Genomic DNA, 23,670 nt, shown 5'->3' with positions numbered 1-23,670 from the left:
CGACCGCGTACGCGAGCGGGGCGGTCCGATGACGACGACCACCGCCCCCGACAAGGCGGGCTCGCTCGCCTGGGCCCGCCGCCGTGACTCGCTCGCCCGCTTCTGGCGCTCCTACCGCACGCACCGGGCCGGCCTGTACGGACTCGCGGGCCTCGCCGTCATCGCGCTGATCGCGCTCACCGCGCCGCTCACCGTCGGCGAGGACGTCCAGAGCGTGACCAGCGCGCCCGGCACCGCCCTGGAGTCCCCGAGCGGCCAGTTCCCGCTCGGCACCGACCAGTTCGGCCGCTCGCTGCTCGGCCTGCTGATCTGGGGCGCCCGGATCTCGCTCGCGGTCGGGCTGCTCGCCGCCGCGCTGAGCGTGGCGATCGGCACGCTGGTCGGGATCCTCGCCGGGCACTACGGCGGCTGGCTCTCCACGGCCCTGATGCGGATCACCGACTGGTTCCTGGTGATGCCGACGCTGGTGCTCGCGATCGTCCTCGCCACCGTCATGTCGCACAGCCTCTGGACGGTGATCCTGGCCATCGGCGTGACGTCCTGGCCGACGACGGCCCGGCTCGTGCGGGCGCAGACCATCGCGGTCGAGTCGCGCCCGTACATCGAACGGGCCCGCGCGCTCGGTGGCGGCCACGGCCACATCATGTCCCGGCACGTGCTGCCGAACGTGTTGCCGCTGGTGCTCGCGCAGACCACCCTGGGCATCTCCAACGCCATCCTCACCGAGGCCACCCTCGCGTTCCTCGGCCTCGGTGATCCGACCGTGGTGTCCTGGGGCGGCATGCTCCAGGATGCCCGCGAGGCGGGCGCGGTCTCCTCCGGGCACTGGTGGTATCTGGCCCCGCCCGGCATCGCGATCGCCCTGGTCGCCCTCTCCTTCACGCTGTGCGGCCGCGCCGTCGAGGCCGTCCTGAACCCGAAGCTGGGAGCCCGATGAGCCTCCTTGAGATCAGGGACCTGCACGTCACGTACGGGACCGGCGCGGCCGCCGTGCGCGGCGTCGACCTGACCATCGCGCCCGGCCAGAAGCTCGGCATCGCGGGCGAGTCGGGCTGCGGGAAGTCGACCCTGGCGATGGCGCTGCTGCGGCTGCTTCCCTCGTCGGCCAGGCTGACGGGGTCGGTGCTGCTCGACGGCGAGGACGTCCTCACCATGAAGTGGGGGCGGCTGCGGGCGGTGCGCTGGGCGGGCGCGTCCATCGTGTTCCAGGGCGCGATGCACTCGCTCAACGCGGTGCACCGCATCGGCGACCAGATCGCCGAGCCGATCCTGCTGCACGGCCTCGCCACCCCGGCCGGGGCCCGCACCCGCGTCGGCGAACTCCTCGAACAGGTCGGGCTGCCCGCCGCCCGCGCGGACGCCCACCCGCACGAACTGTCCGGCGGCCAGCGCCAGCGCGTGATGATCGCGATGGCCCTGGCCTGCGCCCCGGACCTGATCGTCGCGGACGAGCCGACGACCGCCCTCGACGTGATGATCCAGGCCCAGATCCTGCGGCTGATCGAACGGCTCGTCGCCGACCAGGGCATCAGCCTGCTGATGATCAGCCACGACCTGGCGGTCCTCGCCGACACCTGCGACCGGCTCGCGGTGATGTACGCGGGCCGCATCGTCGAGGAAGGCCCGGCGCGCGCGGTCTACGCGGCGGCCCGGCACCCGTACGGCCAGGCGCTCTCGGCCGCCTTCCCCCGCATCGGCGACCCCGCTTCGCGCCGGGCGCCCCGGGGTCTGCCGGGCGATCCGCCCGACCCGTCCGCGCTGCCGGCGGGCTGCACCTTCCATCCGCGCTGCCCGGTCGCGATCGGCGTCTGCGCATCGGACGACCAGCCGCTGCGCGACGCGGGCCCGGACCACCGGGCGGCCTGCGTGCACGCCGGGACCCTGTCGAGGAGCACCGCATGACCACCACCACGGCCCCCCTCCTCAGCGCCGCCGGCCTGCGCGTCACCTTCCCCGGGCGGCGCGGCGCCCCGGCCGCCCACGCGGTCGACGGCGTGGAACTCACCGTCGGCGCGGGCGAGATCGTCGCCCTGGTCGGCGAGTCGGGCTGCGGCAAGACGACGCTCGCCCGCACCCTGCTCGGCCTGGTCACCCCGACCGGCGGCACGGTCGCCTTCGACGGCAGCCCGCTCGACCACCACGCCCGCGCCCTGAAGGCGTACCGCAAGCGGGTGCAGTTGGTCCTCCAGGACCCGAGCGGCTCGCTCAACCCCCGGCACACGGTGTACGACGCGGTCGCCGAGGGCCTGCGCATCCACGGCTCCCCGCACGACGAGCGGGAGTTGGTCGCCCGGGCGCTGTCCCGGGCGGGGCTGCGCCCGCCCGAGCGGTTCTTCCTGCGCTACCCGCACGAGCTGTCGGGCGGCCAGCGCCAGCGCGTGGTGATCGCGGGCGCGCTCGTCCTGGACCCCGAGCTGATCGTCGCCGACGAGCCGGTGGCCTCCCTGGACGCCTCGGTACGCGGCGAGATCCTGGCGCTGCTTCTTCGCCTGCGGGACGAGCTCGGCCTGTCCGCGCTCGTCGTGACCCACGACCTGGGCCTCGCCTGGAACATCGCGGACCGGGTGGCGGTGATGTACCTGGGCCGCATCGTGGAGACGGGGCCGGTCGAGGATGTCCTGACGAACCCTCAACACCCTTATACCCAGGCTCTGTTGTCGGTTCTGCAGGAGTCCCCCGGCGACCCGGTGGTCCTCACCGGCGAGCCCCCGGACCCGTCCCGCATCCCGCCCGGCTGCCGCTTCCACGCCCGCTGCCAGGTGCTCGCCTCGGGCGAGGCGGACCGGGCGGGCGTGGCGGACCGCTGCCGCACCGAGGACCTCCCGGTCCTGGCGGGCGGCACGGCGGCACAGGTCGCCTGCCACTGGGCGGCGGAGGTCAGGGCTGGTTGAGGGCTTTGCGGGCGCCGACTTCGGAGGGGAGCTCGCGAATGAACTGGACGGCGCAGGTCATGCCGATCCACCAGGCGACGCAGGGCGGCAGGAACGGGGTGAAGAAGAGCAGCGCCCCGCCGCGCCTGCCGAAGTCCGGGTTCGCGCTGCCGCGCCCGCGCCGCGCCTGGCGGTGCCGGATCCAGGCCTGCTCGGGCGTGGGCGGATCGGCGAGCTTGGTGCGGATGGTCCGCCGCCCCCAGATCCATCCGCGTACGAACCCGATGAGGCCCAGCACACCCATGACCACGTCGACGGCCCGGTGCCAGCCGGTCGGCAGGCCCGATTCGATGCCCTGCCAGATCGCCACCGAGAGCAGCGCGAACAGGCCGCCGAAGACGAGCTGGAACACCACCAGCCGGACGCGGCGGAGCCAGTAGCCCACGCCCCGCCGGTACCAGGAGGTGCCCAGGAGCGGGAGTTTCGCGGGGCCCGCGCTCTCAGAAGAGACCCTTGAACCCATTCCACGCCTTCTTCCCCAGACCCGCCGCGTCGTCGCCGAGCCGCTTCAGGTCGTCTCCGGTGTTGGAGAGCACGTTGCCGCTGCCGTGCCAGATGCCGCCCAGGACGCCGTGGTCGTGGATGTCCTCGCTCCAGTGCTCGTGGAAGCTCTCGTCGAGCAGGTCGGTCGCCCCGATGACCACCGCGCCGCCGACCCCGGCGACCACGGCCACCGGCACCGTGATCTCCGCGCTCGCGGCCAGCGCCACGCCGCCCGCCGTGGCGGCCGCACCGACGGCGAGTCCGCCGAGCGCCGCGCCCCCGTCGACCACCACGGAGTGCGTCCAGGACCACCCCTTCTCGTGGTCGTCCTTGGCTTCGAGGAGCCCGCAGGCGGCGGCCGCCGCGACGTCCACCACCGGGATCTCCTTCAGGAACTCCGGAAGGCTCTCCAGGCTCTTGCCGACCCGCAGGGTGTCCGCCACGTCCGCGATCTTGGTGTTGAGGACGTGGTCGTAGGGGAGCTTCGAACTGCCGGCCTCGCCACGGGCGATGTCCGTCTCCAGGCTGTCGAGCTTGCTCAGCGCGTCCTTGTACGCGACGCGGGCCTCGGCGTCCTTGGGGAGGGTCTTGCCCTCCTTCTGCCACGCCTTGCGTTCGGCGCGCAGATCCTTCTTCGCGTCGTCGGCCTGCTTTTTCGCGTCGTCGAGCGCGTCGGCGGCGTCGTGGCCCTTGACCCGCGTCCGCTCGGAGTCATAGGCGTACAGGCCGCGCAGATAGTCCGCGACGGTGATCTTGTCGCCGGGCGAGACCGCCGCGCCGGTGTCGTCCGCGTAGAGCTTCTGCAGGGCCTCCGCCGCTTCCAGGCGGGCCTGCTGGGCGGTGTGCAGGATCTCGTTGCGTACGGTGCCGTAGTCGCTGAGAGCCTTGACGGCCTTCTTCTCGGCGTCGCTCTGGTTGTCGGGGGTGTTGGTCATCAACTCGCCCGGTACGCCCATGGGGTGCATCGGCACCCCGGCGCGCACGGCGACGTCCTCGGCGTTCTGGAGTGCGGCCTCCGCCTTGCCGAGGTGGTCGGCGAGGTCGGTGAGGACCTGGCCCGCCGCCTGGACCAGTTCGGCGAAGGCGCCCGCCGTCATGGAGTCCTCGGTCCACTTGGCCCGGAACGACTCCGCCGACTCGCCCTGCCAGCCGGTGTCCTTCGCGAGCGCGTCGACGCACGTGCTCAGCGGCTTCACGATGGATTCGAGGTCGGTCTTGGCCTTCTTGTAGGCCTCCCCCATCGTGCGAAGGCCGCCGATGTCGCCGCCGACCCAGCTGTCCGTCATGTGCGGTCCTTCATCAGGTCGTCGAACAGGCCGTGCACATCGATGTCGTGGCGTGCCATCGAGTCGTGCGCGTACTTCAGCTTGTCGCTGCGATCGTCGAGGCGGTCCGACAGTTTGTCGTGCAGGCCCGCGATCAGGTCGGCCACCGCCTTGATCGCCGCGTCGCACCCTGCGTCCCCGGAGCCGACGATCGCCGGCTTCACGTTCTGGTGCATCTTGCGGTAGTTGTCGGCCTCCTTGTGAAAGGTGCCCGCCATCGTGTTCAGGTCCGCCAGGACCAGCTTCAGGTCCACGCTCATCGGGTGTCCTCCTCGCCGCCGTACGCCCGTTCCAGATCCTCGGCCCGCCATCTGCGCCCGCCGGGGTCGACCACCGGGTCGAGCCGCACCTTGGGCAGACGGGCCCGCTGCATCGCCTCGGCGAACGGGCCGAGCGAGACCGCGACCCAGGGCTGGGCCGGGCCCAGCGCCTCGACGAGTCCGCGCAGGCTGGTGAACGCGACCGGGACGGGCGGTCCCGAGGGACCTTTGAAGAGCTCGTAGTCGACGTGGGGCGCGGCTCCACCGCCGGGATAGCGCGGATGGGCCGGGATGAACACCGGGGTGTGGTACGGCGGTACGCCTTGCTGCGCGCCCTGCGCCGGCACGTCGCCGACCAGGCCGAGGAGGCGGGACACGGGCTGCTCGCCCACGTGTTTCCCCCTTGCGGGATATGGCTGAATCGCCGTTCAACCTACGCGCAGCGCAGCGCCCCCTGTACGCCAAAAACCGCCCATACCCCGTGCTCGATACGCAGTCGATGCAAGGACTTGGACGGTTTCAGGCCACTGCTTGACCGGTGCTTGACCGGATCAAGTGGCCTCGGCCGAAAGGGGGTCAGTCCCGCCGGGACTCGTACGCCTCGATCAGCTCGGTGGACCGCTTCACGTCGTTGCCGATCGCTTCGAGCAGGTCCTCGATGGAGTCGAACTTGGCCATGCCCCGCACATAGGCGAGGAAGTCCACGGCGACGTGAAGCCCGTACAGGTCGAGCCCGACGCGGTCGATGGCGTACGCCTCCACCGTGCGCTCGGTGCCGTCGAACTGCGGGTTGGTGCCGACCGAGATCGCCGCGGGCATCCGCTCCCCGTCGGCCGTGAGCCAGCCCGCGTACACGCCGTCCGCGGGGATCGCGGTGTGCGGCAGCGTCTCGACGTTCGCGGTCGGGTAGCCGAGCTCGCGGCCGCGCTGGGCGCCGCGCACGACGACGCCCTCGACGCGGTGCGGGCGGCCGAGGATCTCGGCGGCGCCCTCGATGTCGCCCTCGGTGACCAGGCGGCGGGTGAGCGTGGAGGAGAACGGCTCGCCGCCGCCCGCCTCGCCGCGCACGCGCAGGTCGATGACCTCGACCTCGTAGTCGTAGGTGCGGCCGAGCTCGGCCAGGACCTCGACGTTGCCCGCGGCCTTGTGGCCGAAGCGGAAGTTCGGGCCTTCGACGACGAGCTTGGCGTGCAGCTTGTCGACCAGGACCTTCACCACGAAGTCGGCGGCCGAGAGCTTCGAGAACTCGCTGGTGAAGGGGAGGATGAGGACCGCGTCCACACCCAGGTGCGCCATCAGTTCGGCGCGCCGGTGGTGCGGGGCGAGCAGCGGCGGGTGGCTGCCGGGGCGCACGACCTCGCTGGGGTGCGGATCGAAGGTGACGACGACGGACGGCACGCCCAGTTCGCGGGCGCGCTCCACGGCCCGCCCGATGATCAGCTGGTGTCCGCGGTGCACCCCGTCGTAGGAGCCGATGGTGACGACGCTGCGTCCCCAGTCCTGGGGGATGTCCTCCAAGCCACGCCAGCGCTGCACTGTGACCGCTCCTCGAACCCGTGTACGTCGTTGACCCTTACGCGTTATGCAGGTCTAAGACTGCCATGCCCGGCCGCCCGGGATCGCATCGGCATGGGAGAGCCCAGCGTCTCCACTGCCCGGCGGGCGCTCGGGCCGACCACCGCGGCCCACTCGTGCGGCGCCTGCAGGAGCCATCCGGCGACCTGCGCGGCGAAGCCCGGGACCTCCTGGCACAGCTCGACCAGGCGCCGGTCGAAGCAGGCCGCACCCTCGGGCGTACGGACGAAAAGGAGTCCGGTGCGGTGCACGAGGTCGCGGGTGCGCGCCTCGGCCCGCTGCGCCGAACCCGTCGCCGCGGCGCCGAGCAGCGCGTCCAGGACGGTCAGGTCCCGGGATTCGTACCGCTCGAATTCGAGGAGCGCGTCGAGCAGCTCGGAGCGCAGCGGGCGTGAGGACCGGGTGCCGGGGGCCGCCAGGACGGGGGCGAGCGCGCGCCGGACGGGGTGGGCGCAGCCGCGCAGCAGGCTGGTGACCATGGGGAAGAGCACCGCGCGGGCGGCGGGGCCGTATTCGAGGCGCCGGTCCACGAAGTCCGCCGCGTGCCCGGCCGCCTCGGGGTGACGCTCGACGTGGTCCTGGACCAGGGCCGCGGCGCGCCGGGCGAGGGCCGGGGTGTTGATCTCCGCGAGCGCGTCGAGGACGTCGGCCGCCCCGGCCCCGGGCTCGTGCAGCCGCGTCTGGAAGGCGGCGAGGACGGGCTCGGGGTGGGTGGTGAGGGCGGCGGCGAGCGCGGAGGCGGGGAACCTGGGGTCGCCCGCGGTGTACACGGCGAGCGCCTCGTCGAGGTAGCGCCCGCGGGTCAGCGGATCGCGGACCAGGAGGGCGAGGGCGGCGCCGTGCAGCGCGGTGTCCGCCGGGCGCGCGAGCAGGGCGAGGGCCGCGTAGCGGAGCAGCTCGCGGTCGGCGGCGGTACGGATGCCGAGGGCGACGCGCGGCCCGTAGGTGGCGGCCGCGGCGCGCCGCTCCGGCCGGTCGTCGTGGGCCCAGCGGTCCACGGCCCGGCAGAGCGCGGACGGCTCGTCCTCGGCGAGCTGGTTGAGGAGTTCACCGGCGCGGGCATGGACGGTCGCCACGAGCGCCTCGGTGAGGTCGTCGACGGCCAGCGCCCGCCGCGCGTACAGCAGGGCCTGTGCCGCCCGCGCGACGGTGGGCCGCACCTCGGTCCCGGGCGCCACGGGCAGCGGCCGTTCGTCGGTGAACCAGCGGCAGAGCAGCGGCTGTACGGTCCTGGGCTCGACGGCGAGCCTCCGGTCGACCGCGTCCAAGTAGCGCTCCCACCCGGGCGAGGCCCCCGGCACCCCGTCGGCGGGCACCAGGCGGCGAAGCAGTTCGAGCCGCCGGTCGTCGCTGAGCCGCAGCCGCATCCAGAACCAGGGCCCGAACTCCCCGAGCGCGCCCAGGTGCGCGGGTCCCCCTTCGCGTACGGAGCGGCGGCTGATCCGGTCCGCGAGCAGGCGCAGCACCTCCTGGTAGGGGCGTACGTCCGGAACCCTCAGCAGCGTCTCGGTGAGGAGGCGGACCGCCCACCACTGGGCGTCCGCGAACCGGGCATGGCCTGCGCCGGCCGCCGGGGTGCGGTCCAGGGCGTCCACCAACCCCTTGAGTTTCAGGGCGAGTTGAGTGGATCCCTGCTGGCTGCCGAGCAGCAGCATGGCCTCCAGGACGGGCCCGATGCGGTGCCGGGGCACCGGCAGGGGGCGCCCGTCGGGCGTGGGCCCCGAGCCCGGCGGGGGCGGCACATGGCCGCCCGGCACGGCGCTGATGGCGGGGCGCGAGGGCAGCCGTACGACGGTCTGCGGATCGCTCTCGTCGTACCAGCGGTGCACCAGCGCGTAGAGGGCCGCGTCGAGGTCGAGGTGGGCCGCCTGCACCCAGTCGGCGAGCTCCTCGTGCGCGAAGCGGTAGCCGGCTCCGGCCGGCACGAGCAGGCCTTCGGTGAGCACCGCGGAGGCCGATCCGGTACGCCACGGGAAGATCTCCTCGAACGACTCCCGGTCCAGCTCGCCCTGGCCGGGGCCGAGACAGCGCCGGGCCGCCTCGTGCACCTGCCCGGCGACGCGCGCCGTGAGCCTGCGCACCTCGCTGCCGCGCACCGGCGGGCGGGCCGAGGCGGCGACGCGCACCGCGATCCGCAGGCACATCAGGTCCAGGTGCGCGGAGAAGACCTCCTCGCGGTCCGGCCTTCCCTCGACCTCGCCGGGCAGGGCCGCCCGCACCTCGGCTAGCAGCCGCAGCGTGAGCGGGTGGCGGGCGTCGCGCTCGGCGAGCGCGCCCTCGGGGATGCCGTGGCGCTCGCGGGCCCGCGCGGCCTCCTTGCGTCCGAGGTCGCCGATGCGCACGGCGTCCGGCAGGCGGGGCAGCGGGGCCGGGTGCAGGACGCCCTCGGGGTAGTGCGCCCCGGCCTGCTCCCAGTGTTCGGGCCGGCAGGCGACGACCATGCGCACCCCGGCCGCCCCGAGCCAGTCCACGGTCCCGGCGGTCCATTCGGCCAGCCGGTGGGCGAGGACGGGCGGCATCTCCTCCGGCCCGTCGAGCAGGACGAGCAGGGGCCGCCCGGCCTCGCGGGCGAGCCGTGCCACACGGTCGGGGGTGGCCGCCTCCTGGCCCCCCTGCGGGCAGGCGGCGACGATCCGGGCCGCCTGGGCCAGCGCGCGGGCGACCGCGTCGGCGACCGAGGCGTCGTCGGCCCACAGGTCGGCGCCGCGCAGCCAGAGCGTGGGTGCGGGCTCGTCGCCGCGCGCGCGGCGTCCGGCGAACGCGGCGAGCTCGGTGGTGCGCCCGGTCCCGGGGTCTCCTACGAGCCCGAGTACGAGGGCGCCGCCGGTGGCGAAGGCCCCGAACTCCCTGAGCGTGGAAAGCCGTTCAATGGGCTCCTGCCCCATGCCGGGGCCGCCGACGGAGCCGACGGAGAGCGCGGTGAGCTGGAGCGCCCCGGCCAGGTTCAGATCGCGGCCGTAGGCGGGCACGGTGGCCGCGTTGCGCCGCAGCAGCTCGGCGAGCGGACCGTGCGCGGCGTGCAGCGGCACCGCGAAGCCGGAGGCCTGGTGGGCGGCGTGCAGCGCGGTCCCGACCACGCCGAGGACGGCCCCGGTGACGGTGTCCACCACGGGCCCGCCGCTGGCCTCGCCGCCCAGCCGCATGGCCTCGCTGCCGGCCGTCCCGATCGCCAACTCCAGTACGCCGCCCAGGAGATGGAAGCGGTCGGTGGCGGTGTAGGTGACGGGAGAGGTGCCGAGGACGCGTGCCTCGCGCCAACCGTGCGCGGCGACCCGCACATAGGTGCCCGTACGGATGTCGGTGCGTGCGGAGATGGGCAGCGGGCGCGCCCCGAGCCCGTCGGTGCGCACCAGGGCGAGGCCCGCCTCGGGCAGGAAGGTGAGGTCCTCGGCCTCGGCGAGCCAGGTGCGCTCGCCGGGTGCGTGCAGCACCACTCTGGCCAGCCCGTCGACGGCTTCGTGACTGGTGACGACGGTCCCCCGGTCGTCCGCGACGAACCCCGTCCCCCGGGTCCGCCCGGCCAGATCACAGATCCGTACGAGCGTCTCCCCGGCCTCTCCCCCAGCCCCGCGTCCCATGTCCGAAACGGTAGTTCTGGGATGATCCGCCCGAGAAGAATGTCGAGGGAAAGCGCCCCCCTGCGCTCCCGTGGTTCACTCCGAGCGCCTGCTCGTAGGGGTGAATCCCCCAGGCGCGACGGATAGACCCCTTGCGAGGGGGATCGTGGAGCGGGCCGTCCCGCCCGCTCCACGGTGGGCGCCGGAGCCGGTGTCTCAGCCGAACACGGCGAGGCTCTTGGCCTTGCCCTTCTGGCTCTCGACCAGCGCGAGGAACGTGCCGTCGGGCCCGAAAACGCCGACCGCCTTCCCGGTCTCGTACTCGTCCGGCATGTCCAGGCGAACGCCGTTGAGCAGCAGCGAGCCGCGCCGGGCATCGACGTCCCAGCGGGCGAACGCCGCGGCTGCGGCCTCGGCCACCGGCATCACGGTGAGCGACTCCTGGAGCTGGTCCAGGGTGCGGGCCGCATCCAGGCCGTATGGACCGACGCGGGTGCGGCGGAGCGCGGTGAGGTGGCCGCCGACGCCGAGCCCGGCCCCGAGGTCACGGGCGAGCGCCCGGATGTAGGTGCCCGACGAGCAGACGACGGAGACGACCAGGTCGATGACCGGGGTGCCGTCCTCGGCGACGGCCTCGCGGACGTCGTAGACGCGGAACGAGGAGACGGTCACCGGGCGGGCCGGGATGTCGAACTCCTCGCCGCCGCGCACCCGCGCGTACGAGCGCTTGCCGTCGATCTTGATGGCGGAGACCTTGGACGGCACCTGCATGATGGCGCCGGTCAGCTCCGCGACCCCCGCGTCGATGCCCTCGCGGGTCACCTTGGACGCGTCGGTCGACGAGATGATCTCGCCCTCGGCGTCGTCGGTGATGGTGTCCTGGCCGAGCCGGATGGTACCGAGGTACTCCTTCTCGGTCAGGGCGAGGTGGCCGAGGAGCTTGGTGGCCCGCTCGACGCCGAGGACGAGCACGCCGGTCGCCATCGGGTCGAGGGTGCCGGCGTGGCCGACCCGGCGGGTCCTGGCGATGCCGCGCATCTTGGCCACGACGTCGTGCGAAGTGAAGCCCGACGGCTTGTCGACAATGACAAGTCCGTCGGGCGTCTTTGCTGCGGTGCTCATGCGGTGGCGTCGTCCTCGTCGCCGGGCTTCTTGTACGGGTCGGCGTCACCGGCGAACTGGGCGCCCGAGGACACCTCGCGCACCGCGGCGTCCGAGGCCCGTGCCTTGTCGAGGAGGTCCTCGATGGTCTTGGCGTTCTCGGGGAGCGCATCCGCGATGAACGTCAGGGTGGGCGTGAACTTGGTGCCGGCTGCGGAGCCGACCGCGGAGCGCAGGATGCCCTTGGCGCTCTCCAGGCCCGCCGCGGCGGCGGCCCGCTCCTCGTCGTCCCCGTACACCGTGTAGAAGACCGTGGCCTCCCGCAGGTCGCCGGTGACCCGGGTGTCCGTGATGGTGACGTGCGTTCCGAGGCGCGGGTCCTTGACGCCACGCAGCAGCTTCTCGGCCACCACCTCCCGGATGAGGTCCGCCAGCTTCTTCGCCCGCGCGTTGTCGGCCACTGGTCCTTCTCCTTCTCAAGCCTTGCTCAGTGTTCAGTCTTCGTCGCTGTGGAGCCTGCGTCTCACCGAGAGCAGCTCCACCTCGGGCCGGCCGGCGACGAGCCGCTCGCACCGGTCGAGTACGTCTGTGAGGTGCCCCGTGTCCCCGGACACCACCGCCAGGCCGATCTCGGCCCTGCGGTGCAGATCCTGGTCGCCGACCTCGGCCGCACTCACCGCGTACTTGCGCTGGAGTTCGGCGACGATCGGCCGGACGACGGAGCGTTTCTCCTTCAGCGACCGTACGTCGCCGAGGAGCAGGTCGAAGGACAGCGTCCCCACATACATGTATGTCCGGATGTCCCGCCGGTACGGGTTAGAGGACCCCGCCAAAGCCTTGGCAGGGACATCAAGAACCGTACCGGAACGGCCGGGGCCGATCGACGGAAATATCTTCCCGCCGATCGGCCCCGACACTGCGTTCCTCAGGAGGCTCCGCCTCCGGGGGTACGGATCGGCTGCACGGACTAGCCGCGCGGCTTCTCGCGCATCTCGTACGTCGCGATGACGTCGTCGATCTTGATGTCGTTGAAGTTTCCGAGGTTGATACCGCCCTCGAAGCCTTCGCGGATCTCGGTGACGTCGTCCTTGAAGCGGCGCAGACCGGAGATGGTGAGGTTCTCCGCGATGACCTTGCCATCGCGCAGCAGGCGCGCCTTGGTGTTGCGCTTGACCTCGCCCGACCGGACCAGGACACCGGCGATGTTGCCCAGCTTGGACGAGCGGAAGATCTCGCGGATCTCCGCCGTGCCGAGCTCGACCTCTTCGTACTCCGGCTTGAGCATGCCCTTGAGGGCCGCTTCGATCTCTTCGATCGCCTGGTAGATGACCGAGTAGTACCGGACGTCGACGCCTTCGCGCTCCGCCATCTGCTGGGCACGCCCGGCAGCGCGGACGTTGAAGCCGATGACGATCGCGTCGGAGCCGGTCGCCAGGTCGATGTCCGACTCGGTGACCGCACCCACGCCGCGGTGCAGGACGCGGATGTCGACCTCTTCGCCGACGTCGAGCTGGAGCAGCGAGGACTCGAGGGCCTCCACCGAACCGGACGCGTCGCCCTTGATGATGAGGTTGAGTTCCTGCACCAGACCGGCCTTGAGGGCCTCGTCCAGGTTCTCCAGGGAGAACCGCACACCCTTGCGGGCGAAGCGGACGTTGCGCTCACGGGCGGCACGCTTCTCGGCGATCTGACGGGCCGTACGGTCCTCGTCGACGACCAGGAAGTTGTCGCCGGCGCCCGGGACGTTGGTGAGACCGAGGACGAGGACCGGAGTCGAGGGACCCGCCTCTTCCACGTTCTCGCCCTTGTCGTCGAGCATCGCGCGGACTCGGCCGTACGCGTCGCCGACCACCATCGTGTCGCCGACCCGCAGGGTGCCTCGCTGGACCAGGACGGTCGCGACGGCGCCGCGGCCGCGGTCGAGGTGCGACTCGATCGCGATGCCCTGCGCGTCCTGCTCCGGGTTGGCCCGCAGGTCGAGCGAGGCGTCGGCGGTGAGGACGACGGCCTCCAGGAGGGACTCGATGTTGAGGCCCTGCTTGGCGGAGATGTCGACGAACATCGTGTCGCCGCCGTACTCCTCGGCCACCAGACCGAACTCGGTGAGCTGACCGCGCACCTTGGTCGGGTCGGCACCCTCGACGTCGATCTTGTTGACCGCGACCACGATCGGCACGTCGGCCGCCTTGGCGTGGTTCAGCGCCTCGATCGTCTGGGGCATCACACCGTCGTTCGCCGCCACCACGAGGATCGCGATGTCGGTCGACTTCGCACCACGGGCACGCATGGCGGTGAACGCCTCGTGACCCGGGGTGTCGATGAAGGTGATCTTGCGCTCTTCCTCGTTGACCTCGGTCGTGACCTGGTACGCACCGATGTGCTGCGTAATGCCACCGGCCTCGCCCGCAACGACGTTCGTCTTGCGGATCGCGTCCAGAAGGCGGGTCTTACCGTGGTCGACGTGACCCATGACGGTCACGACCGGCGGACGCGCGACGAGGAACTCCTCGCCACCCTCGTCCTCGCCGAACTCGATGTCGAAGGACTCGAGCAGCTCGCGGTCCTCCTCCTCGGGGCTGACGATCTCGAGGATGTAGTTCATCTCGTCCGCGAGCAGCTTCAGCGTCTCGTCGGAGACCGACTGCGTGGCGGTGACCATCTCGCCGAGGTTCATCATCACGGCGACGAGCGACGCCGGGTTGGCGTTGATCTTCTCCGCGAAGTCGGTCAGCGAGGCACCGCGCGACAGGCGGACGGACTGTCCGTTGCCGCGGGGCAGCATGACGCCGCCCACCGACGGGGCCTGCATGGCCTCGTACTCCTGGCGCCTCTGGCGCTTCGACTTGCGACCACGACGGGCGGGCCCGCCGGGACGGCCGAAGGCACCCTGCGTGCCACCGCGGCCACCCGGGCCACCGGGACGGCCCTGGAAGCCGGGACGACCGCCGAAGCCGCCGCCACCACCGGGAGCGCCGCCACCCGGACGGGGGCCGCCGAAGCCGCCGCCGCCACCGGGACGACCGCCGCCACCGGGACCCGCCGGACGGCCGGCGAAGCCGCCGCCGCCACCGGGACGACCGGCACCGCCGCCGCCACCCGGACGGCCGCCGGGGCCACCGGGACCACGGCCACCGGGGCCGCCGCCGGGACGCGGGGACGCGGCCGGACGCTGCGGCATCATGCCGGGGTTCGGACGGTTGCCGCCCGGAGCACCACCCGGACGCGGGGCGCCGCCCTGCGGACGGGGCATGCCGCCCGGGCTCGGACGGGCGCCGCCCTGACCCTGCGGACGCGGAGCGCCGCCGGGGCCGCCCTGCGGACGCGGGGCACCACCGGGGGCACCGGCACCACCCGGACGCGGGGCGCCGCCACCGGGACGGGGCGACTGCGGGCGCGCCATGCCGGTGGAGCCACCCGAGGTGAAGGGGTTGTTGCCGGGGCGCGGACCGGCCGGACGGGCACCGCCCGGACGGGGGGCACCCTGACCCGCGGGGCGGGCCGGGCGGTCGCCGCCGCGCTGGCCGCCGTCGCGCTGGCCACCGTCACGCTGCTGACCGGCCGGGGCCGGACGGGCGGGACGGGGCCCGGGGGTGGCGCCGGCGGGACGCGGGGCCTGGGGCGCCGCGGGCTGGGCCGGAGCCGGAGCCGAGAACTCGGCGGCGGGCACCGGGGTGACCGGGGCCGGCTTGGCCGGGGCGGGCTTCGGACCCGGGCGCGGGCCCGAGGCGGCCGGAGCCTGCGAGGGGGTGCTGCTCACCGGGGCGGCCGGGGTGACCGGGGCCGCAGGCGCGGCGGGGGCCGGCTTGGGGGCCGGGGCGCCGGGCTTCGGGGCAGCGGGACGTGCCGCAGCGGCCGGGGAGGGCGCCGCGGGCTTGGCGGGCGCGGCCTTGCGGGGCGCGCCGGGCTTGGCAGCGGACTTGCCGGCGTTGCCGCCGGGCCCCTGCAGTGCGTCAGTCAACTTGCGTACAACCGGCGCCTCGATCGTCGAGGACGCCGAACGGACGAATTCACCGAGTTCTTGGAGCTTGGCCATGACGACCTTGCTCTCAACCCCGAACTCCTTGGCGAGTTCGTATACCCGGACCTTAGCCACTTCGCTCCTTTTAGGTCCGGGTTACCGCCGGACCGTCGCTACTTCATGGGCGTACTCATCGCGTACTCATCGAGTGCTCATCGCAATCTCGACCTACTTCCAACTCGCGAGGTACCTGACCGCACGGGATTCCGTGCCGTACTTCTTCTTACGTTGCTGCCTGCTCGACGTAATCCCGCAGTGCCGCGGTGTCGAGCGCTTCCTTGACCTTGAAGGCCCTGGAGAACGCCCGGCGGCGGACCGCCTGGTCGAGACAGACCGAGGCGGGGTGTACATATGCACCCCGGCCGGGCAGCGTACCGCGAGGATCAGGGGCGCAAGCACCCTCGACCGCCACGATGCGCAGCAGATCGTTCTTGGCCGCTCGCTCCCGGCATCCCACGCAGGTTCGCTCAGGGCAGGCGCGGGCGTGCGTCCGGCCAGACACGTTTAAGTCTACCTCCCCGCACCGACCTCACCCCTTTGGGGCAAAAATCGAACGGTTGTTGTCCAGAAAGCTCACCCTGCCCCCCAGAACGGGGGCAGGGCCACTTCTTATTCCCGTCGGGCCGGTCAGTCCTCGGCCGGCTGCTCGGTGTCCGGGCGGATGTCGATGCGCCAGCCGGTGAGGCGGGCGGCAAGGCGGGCGTTCTGCCCCTCCTTGCCGATGGCGAGCGAGAGCTGGTAGTCCGGCACGGTCACCCGGGCGGAGCGGGCCGCGAGGTCCACGACCTCGACCTTGGAGACCCGGGCCGGGGACAGCGCGTTGGCCACCATCTCGGCCGGGTCGTCCGACCAGTCCACGATGTCGATCTTCTCGCCGTGCAGCTCGGCCATGACGTTGCGCACCCGGCCGCCCATCGGGCCGATGCAGGCACCCTTGGCGTTGAGGCCGCTGCGCGTCGAGCGCACCGCGATCTTCGTACGGTGACCGGCCTCACGGGCGATCGCCGAGATCTCCACGGAACCGTCGGCGATCTCCGGGACCTCGAGCGCGAACAGCTTCTTGACGAGGTTCGGATGCGTGCGCGACAGGGTCACCGAGGGGCCGCGCACACCCTTCGCCACCCGTACGACGTACGTACGAAGGCGCAGTCCGTGCGTGTACTCCTCGCCCGGCACCTGCTCCTGCACCGGCAGCATGGCCTCCATCTTGCCGATGTCGACCAGCACGTTCTTCGGGTCCTTGCCCTGCTGGACGACGCCGGTGATGACGTCGCCCTCACGGCCGGCGAACTCGCCGAAGGTGATGTCGTCCTCGGCATCGCGCAGCCGCTGCAGGATGACCTGCTTGGCGGTGCTCGCCGCGATGCGGCCGAAGTCCGACGGGGTGTCGTCGAACTCCTTGGCCTCCTGGCCCTCTTCGAGATCGGCCGGGTCTTCCTTCGCCCACACCGTGACATGACCGTTCTCACGGTCGAGCTTCACGCGCGCACGCCGGAAGCTGCCCTCGGTGCGGTGGTAGGCGATGAGGAGCGCCGACTCGATCGCCTCGACCAGCAGGTCGAAGGAGATCTCCTTCTCCCGGACCAGACCCCGCAGGGCACTCATGTCGATGTCCACGGCTACGCCTCCTCTTCGTGTCGAATGTCGTTCAGAATGTCGTTCTTGCTGTCTTCGGTGATCTCGTTCTTTCCGTCCTTGCGGCTGAACTCGATCTCGACCCGCGCCTTGGCGATCTCGGTGAACGCGATCCGGCGGGCGGTGGGCTTGCGCCCCTTCACGCCCGGGATCTCGGCGTCGATGCCTTCTTCGTCGGCCTTGAGGATCCGCGCGACCAGCTCGCCGCCGTCGTGCAGCTGGAGCCGGGCGAGCCGGCCGGTGGCGCGCAGGTAGTGGCGGAGCTCGGTGAGCGGGCGCTCGGCACCCGGAGACGTCACTTCGAGGACGTACTCCTCCTCGCCCATCACGTCGCTCTCGTCGAGCAGCTCGGAGACGGCCCGGCTCAGCTCGGCACAGGCGTCCAGCTCCACGCCCTCGTCGGAGTCGACCACGATCCGCAGCACGCGCCGGCGGCCCGCCCGGGACACCTCGATCTCTTCGAGGTCCAGATCCTTCGCGCTGACGAGCGGTTCAAGGAGACCGCGCAGCCTGTCGCTCTGGGTCGTGCTCATCCGGGTGACTCCTCGGCCGCGTCTGCTGTTGTGGGGATCGTCGTCGCGCACGGCGGCCGTCATCGGACCGCCGCCGTCAGATCAAAGGGTATCCGGTCCTGGAGGGTGTTGCCGTCCACGGCCCGGGGCCCGCGGGTACGCTCGCCTGCGGTGATCACTCGGTCACCGGCGGAACCGGCACGCAGGGGAGAGACACGTGGGGCACCCGGGGACCACGCGAAGGCGTGTGCTGGCCGTGACGGGAGCGGCGGCCACCGGCCTGCTGACCGGCTGCTCGGGCGACAGCTCCGGCGCCGGTCCGCGCGCTTCCGAGACCGGGGCGCGCGAGGCGGCCGCCCGCGCGGAGGCGGCGCTGCGCTCCCGCACCTCCGCCACGAGCCGGGCGCTCGTCACCGAGTACGACGAGGTCCTCGCGATGCATCCGGCGCTGCGGCCCCGGCTCGCGCCGCTGCGCGACCAGGCCGCCCAGCACACGACGGCCCTCGCACCGGCTTCGGCCACCACCCCTTCCCCCAGCCCCTCGGCCACCTCCTCCCCCGCCGCCCCGGCCGGGGTCTCGGCGGTCGCCACCGACGCCGACGAGGCCGTCAAGCAGCTCGCGGACGCCGAACGGCGCACCTCCGACGCCCAGTTGGCGGCCCTCGCGACCGCGCCGCCCGAGCTCGCCCGGCTGCTCGCCTCGGTCGCGGCGTCCAACGCGGGACACGCCTTCCTCCTCGGCGGGGGTGCGTGATGGCCGGGCCCCTGGAGGCGGCGCAGGCCGCGCTGGCCGCCGAACACGCGGCGGTGTACGGGTACGGGGTGCTCGGCGGCCGGCTCTCCGATGCCCGCGCCGCCGAGGCCCACGAGGCCTACACCGCGCACCGCTCCCGCCGCGACTCCCTTGCCCGTACGGTGCGTGACCTGGGCGGATCGCCGGTGGCGGCGGCCGCGGCATACGCCCTGCCGTTCGCCGTACCGGATGCCGCCTCGGCACTGCGGCTCGCGGCGGACCTGGAGGACCGGGTCGCCGGTGTCTACTCGGACCTCGTCCGGGCAGCAGCGGGCCCGCTGCGCCAGGAGGCGGCCGGTGCCCTGCGGGAGGCAGCGGTGCGGGCCGTTCGCTGGCGGGGCGGCAGCGTAGCCTTTCCTGGGCTCGCGGAACGCCCGAGCGCACCGGTTCCACCGGCCAGTACCTGAGTTCCACCGGCTAGTACCTGAGCAAGGGGCAATACACGCATGGCTTTCGAACCGCCTGAGCGGCTGGTACGCGCGCTCGGCGAGACGTACGGGGACACGCTGGCCGGGCCCTGGCTCGACCGGTTGCCGGAGCTGGCCGAGGACTCGGCCGCCCGGCGCGGGCTCACCGTCGACCGGGTGCAGGCACCGGGAGGCCGCTCCAGTCTGGTCGCCCTCGTACGCCGTCCGGACGGCTCCCCGGCCGCCCTCAAGGTCGCCCCCGCCTTCGCCCGGCCGGACCTGGAGCGCGCGGCCCTGTCGCACTGGAACGGCTGGGGCGCGGCCCAGTTGCTGGAGGACGAGGCCTCCGACGACGCCCTGCTTGTTGAGCGGCTGCACCCCGAGGTGTCGCTGCGCTCGCTGCCCGAGGCGAAGGCTCTGCTCGAAGCGGCCGGGACGGTGCGGCGCCTGTGGGTCGAGCCGCCGGCCGGCCACGCCTTCGAGACGGTGGCCGACCGCACCGAGCGCCAGAGCGTCCCGATGCGGGCCCAGCAGGACGCCGACCTCGCCCCGCTCGTATCGGCCGCCCTGACCGCCCGCGCCGAACTGACCGCATCTGCACCGGAGTTGGTGTTGTTGCACGGCAACTTCCGCCAGAGCAAGGTGCTTTCGGGCGAGCGGGCGCCGTGGCTGACGGTGGGGCCCGAGCCACTGGTGGGTGAACGGGCCTATGACCTGGCCCGGTTGGTGCGCGACCGCGTCGAGGACCTGATCGCGGCGCCGAGCGGTGCGTCCTCGGCCCGCCGCCGCGTCAACAGGCTCGCCGACTCGCTGGACGTCGACCCTGCGCGGCTGCACGGCTGGACGCTGTTCCGGGCGGTGGAATCGGGGCTTCGCGCCCGTGCGGCGGGCCGCGACCGGGACGCGGAACTCCTCCTGGAATTCGCGGGCTGGCTGTAACAGCCCCGCCCTTGCCCCGGGGCTCCGCCCCGGACCCCGGAGGCGCCCCGCCCCACCCCTTCCCGAAAGCCCCCGGCGGATGGGGAGGGGGGCGTGGGTGTGCCGTCGGTCAAGTGCGGACCGTGGGTGGCCGGGCGCGCAGTTCCCCGCGCCCCCAGCAGCATCAGCGCCGACCCGCACCCAAGCACCTCAGCCCACCCGGCACACACGGACATCAGCCCACCCCAGCCCGTCCGGCGATTGAGGACGAGCGCCCTTCAGGCGCGAACGGGGGTCTGGGGCGGAGCCCCAGGAAACCCAGCCCCACCCCATTCAACCCCCGGCGGGTTTCGGGAAGGGGCGGGGAGGGGCCAACGGGGTCTGGGGCGGAGCCCCAGCGCACCCCGCCCGAGACGCACCCCGCCCCCCCCCCCCGGAGGCCACGCGGCGGAGCCGCGGAGGGGCACAGCGGGAAGGGGCCGGGTGGGGGAAGGTCAGGCCGTCACGCGGTCAGGCGGGTGATCGCCTCGGCCAGGGGGAGTTCCTCGCGCTCCCCCGTCCGGCGGTCCTTCAGCTCGAAGACGCCCTCGGCGACCCGGCGCCCGGCCACCAGAATCTTCGGTACCCCGATCAGCTCCGCGTCCGTGAACTTCACGCCCGGCGAAACCCCGGCCCGGTCGTCGACCAGAACCCGCAGCCCGGCGGCACGCAGCTGCTCGGCCGCGTCCAGGGCCGCCTCGGTCTGGACGGCCTTGCCCGCCGCGACGACGTGCACGTCGGCCGGGGCGATCTCGGCCGGCCAGCAAAGACCCTTGTCGTCGGCGCTCTGCTCGGCGAGGGCCGCGACCGCGCGCGAGACGCCGATGCCGTACGAGCCCATGGTGACCCGGACCGGCTTGCCCTCCTTGCCGAGGACGTCGAGCTGGAAGGTGTCGGCGTACTTGCGGCCGAGCTGGAAGATGTGGCCGATCTCGATCGCGCGGTCGAGCTTCAGGCCGGCGCCGCAGGACGGGCAGGGGTCGCCCTCCTCGACCACGACGACGTCGAGGTAGTCGTCGACGTCGAAGTCACGGCCGCAGACCACGTTGCGGGCGTGGGTGTCGGCCTTGTTGGCGCCGGTGACCCAGGCGGTGCCGTGCGCGACGCGCGGGTCGGCGATGTAGCGGACCTTCTCCAGGCCCTGCGGGCCGACGTAGCCGCGTACCAGGTCGGGGCGGTCCGCGAAGTCCTCGGCGGTCACGAGTTCCACCACGGCGGGCGCCAGGTGCTCACCGAGCTTGCCGAGGTCCACCTCGCGGTCGCCGGGCACGCCGACGGCGACGATCTCGCCGTCCACCTTGACCAGGAGGTTCTTCAGGGTGGCCGAGGCCGGGACGCCCAGGTGTGCGGCGAGGGTCTCGATGGTGGGGGTGTCGGGGGTGTCGAGCTCCTCGACGGGCCCGTGCGCGGAGCCGTCGACCGGGGCTGCCACGAACGTCACGGCCTCGGTGTTGGCCGCGTAGTCGCAGGCCGGGCAGTCCACGAAGGTGTCCTCGCCCGCGGCGGCCGGGGCCAGGAACTCCTCGGACGCGGAGCCGCCCATGGCGCCGGAGACGGCGGACACGATGCGGTAGTCCAGGCCCAGGCGCGCGAAGATCTTCTGGTAGGCGGCGCGGTGCAGCGCGTACGACTCGGCGAGGCCCTCGTCGGTGGTGTCGAAGGAGTACGAGTCCTTCATCTGGAACTCGCGGCCGCGCAGCACGCCGGAGCGCGGGCGGGCCTCGTCGCGGTACTTGGTCTGGATCTGGTAGAGCATCACCGGCAGGTCCTTGTAGGACGTGCACTGGTCCTTGACCGTCTGCGTGAAGATCTCTTCGTGCGTCGGGCCGAGCAGGTACTCGCCGCCCTTGCGGTCCTTGAGGCGGAACAGCAGGTCGCCGTACTCCTCCCAGCGGCCGCTCGCCTCGTACGCGTCCTTGGGCAGCAGCGCGGGCAGCAGGACCTCCTGCGCGCCGATGGCGTCCATTTCCTCGCGTACGACGGTGGTGATGTTGTCCAGGACCTTCTTGCCGAGCGGCAGCCAGGTCCAGATGCCGGCGGCGTTGCGGCGCACGTATCCGGCGCGGACCAGGAGCTTGTGGCTGAGCGTCTCGGCGTCCGCCGGGTCGTCGCGCAATGTCTTGGCCATCAGACGGGACATGCGCTGAACCTGGGCGGCTGCCATGGATTTCTCTCCTGTACGTGCACGGGGTGATGCCTGGAGGTTAGCCGGGCGGCCCGAGTGCGCGGAAATCCGTTTAGCGGAATTCCGTTTGGCCGTGCCTCAGCAGGGGGAGAGGCGCGCCCATCACGGCGTACGGCCGGGCCGCGCTCGGGAAGTGCACCTGGCCGGCCAGATCGACGTAACCGAGCCCTCGGTACAGGGCGCGGGCGGGGCTCTCCGTGTCGATCGCGGAGAGGATCGAGCGGGGCTCGGTGGCGGTGTCGGTGATGGTGGTGATGAGCGCGCGGCCCAGGCCCCGGCCCTGGAAGGCGGGGTGGACGTGCAGCTCGGTGATCACGAAGGAGTCGTCGAGCCACCACTCGGCGCCGTTGTTGCGCAGATACGGTTCGACGACGGTCGACCACCAGTGGGCCCGGTCGTTGGGCATCCCGTACACGAAGCCCGCGAGGCGCCCGTCGGCGGTCGTGGCGCCGAGCGCCCTGGCTCCTGGGTAGGACAGGTGCCGCAGCACGATGTGGCGGCGTACCCCGACCTCTTCGGCACTGAGCCCGAAGGCGACCGCCTGTACGGCGAGGGCCTCGTCCACGCGGGCCGCGAGGTCGAGCGGTCCGACCAGTACGTCAGAGTCAGCAGGCATGGGCGCACCCTAACCTCAGACCCGGGCTCTCAGAACAGGACGCTCATGAACGCCCCGGTCTCACGGAAGCCGACCCGGCGGTAGCAGGCGCGGGCGGGGGCGTTGAAGTCGTTCACGTACAGGCTCACGACAGGGGCGACGTCCGCGAGCGCGTAGCGCAGGACGGCGGCCATGCCGGTGGCCGACAGGCCCTTGCCCCGGTGTTCGGGGGCGACCCAGACGCCCTGGATCTGGCAGGCCTGGCTGGTGGCGGCGCCGATCTCGGCCTTGAAGACGACCTTGCCGTCCTCGATGCGCGCGAACGAGCGCCCAGAACCCACGAGTTCGGCGACGCGGGCCTGGTAGAGCAGTCCGCCGTCGCCCGCGAGCGGGGAGACGCCGACCTCCTCGGTGAACATGGCGACGCAGGCCGGCATGATCACGTCCATCTCGTCCTTGCGGATCCGGCGGACGTACGGATCCGGGGGGATGTCCTCGGGCATCTTCTCGGCGACCATCAGCGGCTGGTGCGGGCGTACGTCGCGGGCGGGGCCCCAGTGCGGTTCGAGGAGGCGCCAGAGCTGGGCGGTGGGTTCGGCGGGGCCGACGATCGAGGAGCAGCGGCGGCCGGTGCGGCGGGCCCGGTCGGCGAAGGAACGTACCGCCTCGGGCGTCGCGCAGATCGGTACGAGGTTGGCGCCGGAGTAGCAGAGGGAGCGCAGGTGGCCGTCGGCGTACCAGCCCCACATCTCGCCGCCGAGGCGCCAGGGGTCGAGGCCGGCGATCTGCACGCGTGAGGTCACGAACGCGTTGGCGACCGGGTCGCTCTCCAGGATGGCGAGCGCCGCGCCGAGGTCGCCGGGTTCGAGGACCCGGGTGGTGGTCTGCATCAACACGAGGGGGCCTCACGGTACGGTCTGCTGATCTCCGCACTGTACCTGGCACCCTGCGCCCCGCGCCCGTACACCCTGGTTCCGCCCGGGGCCGGGGCCCTGCACCCCCGTTCGCGCCTGAAGGGCGCTCGTCCTCAAACTGCCCCAAGGCCTCAAAGGCCAGGGGACCCCCATGACAGGCTGAGGATGCCGGCATGCGCCAGAACCATGGGGTGCCGCCGGGCCCCGGTGCTGTCAGGGGCGGGGGGAACTGCGCGAGGAGCGACCGCGGCCCGCGCTGAACGGCAAAACCGCCCCTCCCCGTATCCCCCGGAGGGTCTCGGGAAGGGGCGGGGTGGGGAAAATCAGCCGGCCACCGAGACCTGCGGCTCGCCCGAGGCGATGCCGTCCTTCTCCATCTGCTCCGCGATCTTCATCGCCTCGTCGATCAGCGTCTCCACGATC

General features: G+C 72.7%; 22 protein-coding genes. 6 read left to right on the top strand and 16 right to left on the bottom strand.

Features of this window, described 5'->3' with window-relative positions:
- Positions 1-28 precede the first annotated feature (28 nt).
- The 3 genes from ABD346_RS36205 to ABD346_RS36195 are packed head-to-tail and all read left to right on the top strand — an operon-like array spanning position 29 to position 2,891.
- Positions 29-937 carry an ABC transporter permease gene (locus tag ABD346_RS36205; RefSeq protein ID WP_344380565.1) on the top strand — a complete coding sequence of 303 codons (909 nt, stop codon included), beginning with the start codon at positions 29-31 and terminating at the stop codon, positions 935-937.
- Positions 934-1,902, top strand: coding sequence for an ABC transporter ATP-binding protein (locus ABD346_RS36200; RefSeq protein ID WP_344380564.1), 969 nt, complete (start codon positions 934-936; stop codon positions 1,900-1,902). The genes ABD346_RS36205 and ABD346_RS36200 overlap by 4 nt, the downstream gene beginning before the upstream one ends.
- A complete protein-coding gene (locus ABD346_RS36195) occupies positions 1,899-2,891 on the top strand; it encodes an oligopeptide/dipeptide ABC transporter ATP-binding protein (protein WP_344380563.1) in 993 nt (330 codons plus the stop codon). The genes ABD346_RS36200 and ABD346_RS36195 overlap by 4 nt, the downstream gene beginning before the upstream one ends.
- Here ABD346_RS36195 and ABD346_RS36190 read toward each other — a convergent pair.
- The 13 genes from ABD346_RS36190 to rimP form a co-directional block, all read right to left on the bottom strand.
- Positions 2,878-3,393, bottom strand: a complete 516-nt coding sequence (locus tag ABD346_RS36190; protein WP_344380562.1) for a hypothetical protein — start codon at positions 3,391-3,393, stop codon at positions 2,878-2,880. The genes ABD346_RS36195 and ABD346_RS36190 overlap by 14 nt on opposite strands.
- The gene (locus ABD346_RS36185; RefSeq protein WP_344380561.1) at positions 3,371-4,699 is read right to left on the bottom strand and encodes a WXG100 family type VII secretion target; all 1,329 of its coding nucleotides are present in this window, start codon (positions 4,697-4,699) and stop codon (positions 3,371-3,373) included. Before ABD346_RS36185 ends, ABD346_RS36190 begins: the two co-directional genes overlap by 23 nt.
- Positions 4,696-4,998: a DUF6317 family protein gene (locus tag ABD346_RS36180; protein WP_344380560.1), complete on the bottom strand. Its 303-nt coding sequence runs from the start codon at positions 4,996-4,998 to the stop codon at positions 4,696-4,698. The genes ABD346_RS36185 and ABD346_RS36180 overlap by 4 nt, the downstream gene beginning before the upstream one ends.
- A complete protein-coding gene (locus tag ABD346_RS36175) occupies positions 4,995-5,390 on the bottom strand; it encodes an SAV_915 family protein (RefSeq protein WP_344380559.1) in 396 nt (131 codons plus the stop codon). Before ABD346_RS36175 ends, ABD346_RS36180 begins: the two co-directional genes overlap by 4 nt.
- A 184-nt stretch (positions 5,391-5,574) precedes the next feature.
- Positions 5,575-6,534 carry a bifunctional riboflavin kinase/FAD synthetase gene (locus ABD346_RS36170; RefSeq protein ID WP_344380558.1) on the bottom strand — a complete coding sequence of 320 codons (960 nt, stop codon included), beginning with the start codon at positions 6,532-6,534 and terminating at the stop codon, positions 5,575-5,577.
- Between the two features lie 44 nt (positions 6,535-6,578).
- A complete protein-coding gene (locus ABD346_RS36165) occupies positions 6,579-10,151 on the bottom strand; it encodes a trypsin-like peptidase domain-containing protein (RefSeq protein WP_344380557.1) in 3,573 nt (1,190 codons plus the stop codon).
- Positions 10,152-10,346: 195 nt separating this feature from the next.
- Complete coding sequence (truB, locus tag ABD346_RS36160) at positions 10,347-11,252, bottom strand: tRNA pseudouridine(55) synthase TruB (RefSeq protein ID WP_344380556.1); 906 nt, start codon at positions 11,250-11,252, stop codon at positions 10,347-10,349.
- Positions 11,249-11,692, bottom strand: coding sequence for a 30S ribosome-binding factor RbfA (rbfA, locus tag ABD346_RS36155; protein WP_344380555.1), 444 nt, complete (start codon positions 11,690-11,692; stop codon positions 11,249-11,251). Before rbfA ends, truB begins: the two co-directional genes overlap by 4 nt.
- Positions 11,693-11,725: 33 nt before the next feature.
- Positions 11,726-12,019, bottom strand: a complete 294-nt coding sequence (locus ABD346_RS36150) for a DUF503 domain-containing protein (protein WP_114041264.1) — start codon at positions 12,017-12,019, stop codon at positions 11,726-11,728.
- Between the two features lie 179 nt (positions 12,020-12,198).
- Positions 12,199-15,324: a translation initiation factor IF-2 gene (gene infB, locus ABD346_RS36145; protein WP_344380554.1), complete on the bottom strand. Its 3,126-nt coding sequence runs from the start codon at positions 15,322-15,324 to the stop codon at positions 12,199-12,201.
- Positions 15,325-15,472: 148 nt separating this feature from the next.
- Positions 15,473-15,751, bottom strand: coding sequence for a YlxR family protein (locus ABD346_RS36140; protein ID WP_344380553.1), 279 nt, complete (start codon positions 15,749-15,751; stop codon positions 15,473-15,475).
- A 125-nt stretch (positions 15,752-15,876) separates the two neighbouring features.
- Entirely contained in the window at positions 15,877-16,866 is a 990-nt protein-coding gene (nusA, locus tag ABD346_RS36135) for a transcription termination factor NusA (RefSeq protein ID WP_114041267.1), read from the bottom strand.
- A gap of 2 nt (positions 16,867-16,868) precedes the next feature.
- Entirely contained in the window at positions 16,869-17,417 is a 549-nt protein-coding gene (gene rimP / locus ABD346_RS36130) for a ribosome maturation factor RimP (RefSeq protein WP_344380552.1), read from the bottom strand.
- 235 nt (positions 17,418-17,652) lie between these two features.
- Between rimP and ABD346_RS36125 the strand changes: the two genes are divergently transcribed.
- Genes ABD346_RS36125 through ABD346_RS36115 form a run of 3 tightly spaced genes read left to right on the top strand, consistent with a single transcriptional unit; the run spans position 17,653 to position 19,535 of the window.
- The gene (locus tag ABD346_RS36125; protein WP_344380551.1) at positions 17,653-18,150 is read left to right on the top strand and encodes a hypothetical protein; all 498 of its coding nucleotides are present in this window, start codon (positions 17,653-17,655) and stop codon (positions 18,148-18,150) included.
- A complete protein-coding gene (locus tag ABD346_RS36120) occupies positions 18,150-18,596 on the top strand; it encodes a ferritin-like domain-containing protein (RefSeq protein WP_344380550.1) in 447 nt (148 codons plus the stop codon). The genes ABD346_RS36125 and ABD346_RS36120 overlap by 1 nt, the downstream gene beginning before the upstream one ends.
- Before the next feature lie 39 nt (positions 18,597-18,635).
- Complete coding sequence (locus ABD346_RS36115) at positions 18,636-19,535, top strand: aminoglycoside phosphotransferase family protein (RefSeq protein ID WP_344380549.1); 900 nt, start codon at positions 18,636-18,638, stop codon at positions 19,533-19,535.
- A gap of 481 nt (positions 19,536-20,016) precedes the next feature.
- Here the strand turns inward: ABD346_RS36115 and ABD346_RS36110 are convergent, their stop codons facing one another.
- The 3 genes from ABD346_RS36110 to ABD346_RS36100 all read right to left on the bottom strand — a co-directional run bounded on the left by ABD346_RS36110 (position 20,017) and on the right by ABD346_RS36100 (position 23,229).
- On the bottom strand, positions 20,017-21,717 hold the full coding sequence (locus ABD346_RS36110; protein ID WP_344380548.1) for a proline--tRNA ligase: 1,701 nt from the start codon (positions 21,715-21,717) through the stop codon (positions 20,017-20,019).
- 73 nt (positions 21,718-21,790) lie between these two features.
- Positions 21,791-22,354, bottom strand: coding sequence for a GNAT family N-acetyltransferase (locus ABD346_RS36105; protein ID WP_344380547.1), 564 nt, complete (start codon positions 22,352-22,354; stop codon positions 21,791-21,793).
- 29 nt (positions 22,355-22,383) lie between these two features.
- Complete coding sequence (locus tag ABD346_RS36100) at positions 22,384-23,229, bottom strand: GNAT family N-acetyltransferase (RefSeq protein ID WP_344380546.1); 846 nt, start codon at positions 23,227-23,229, stop codon at positions 22,384-22,386.
- Positions 23,230-23,670 lie beyond the last annotated feature (441 nt).

Origin of the sequence: Streptomyces mauvecolor (genome assembly GCF_039532965.1) — a bacterium.
Taxonomy (GTDB): Bacteria; Actinomycetota; Actinomycetes; order Streptomycetales; family Streptomycetaceae; genus Streptomyces; species Streptomyces violascens.
This window is presented reverse-complemented; position numbering and strand designations above follow the sequence as displayed.

Coding starts and splice junctions, on each gene's coding strand:
- ABD346_RS36150 (WP_114041264.1), bottom strand. CDS start 12,019: ATGTATGTGGGGACGCTGTCCTTCGACCTGCTCCTCGGCGACGTACGG.
- ABD346_RS36115 (WP_344380549.1), top strand. CDS start 18,636: ATGGCTTTCGAACCGCCTGAGCGGCTGGTACGCGCGCTCGGCGAGACG.
- ABD346_RS36110 (WP_344380548.1), bottom strand. CDS start 21,717: ATGGCAGCCGCCCAGGTTCAGCGCATGTCCCGTCTGATGGCCAAGACA.
- ABD346_RS36195 (WP_344380563.1), top strand. CDS start 1,899: ATGACCACCACCACGGCCCCCCTCCTCAGCGCCGCCGGCCTGCGCGTC.
- ABD346_RS36190 (WP_344380562.1), bottom strand. CDS start 3,393: ATGGGTTCAAGGGTCTCTTCTGAGAGCGCGGGCCCCGCGAAACTCCCG.
- ABD346_RS36185 (WP_344380561.1), bottom strand. CDS start 4,699: ATGACGGACAGCTGGGTCGGCGGCGACATCGGCGGCCTTCGCACGATG.
- ABD346_RS36180 (WP_344380560.1), bottom strand. CDS start 4,998: ATGAGCGTGGACCTGAAGCTGGTCCTGGCGGACCTGAACACGATGGCG.
- ABD346_RS36105 (WP_344380547.1), bottom strand. CDS start 22,354: ATGCCTGCTGACTCTGACGTACTGGTCGGACCGCTCGACCTCGCGGCC.
- ABD346_RS36165 (WP_344380557.1), bottom strand. CDS start 10,151: ATGGGACGCGGGGCTGGGGGAGAGGCCGGGGAGACGCTCGTACGGATC.
- truB (WP_344380556.1), bottom strand. CDS start 11,252: ATGAGCACCGCAGCAAAGACGCCCGACGGACTTGTCATTGTCGACAAG.
- ABD346_RS36200 (WP_344380564.1), top strand. CDS start 934: ATGAGCCTCCTTGAGATCAGGGACCTGCACGTCACGTACGGGACCGGC.
- ABD346_RS36120 (WP_344380550.1), top strand. CDS start 18,150: ATGGCCGGGCCCCTGGAGGCGGCGCAGGCCGCGCTGGCCGCCGAACAC.
- rimP (WP_344380552.1), bottom strand. CDS start 17,417: ATGAGCACGACCCAGAGCGACAGGCTGCGCGGTCTCCTTGAACCGCTC.
- ABD346_RS36205 (WP_344380565.1), top strand. CDS start 29: ATGACGACGACCACCGCCCCCGACAAGGCGGGCTCGCTCGCCTGGGCC.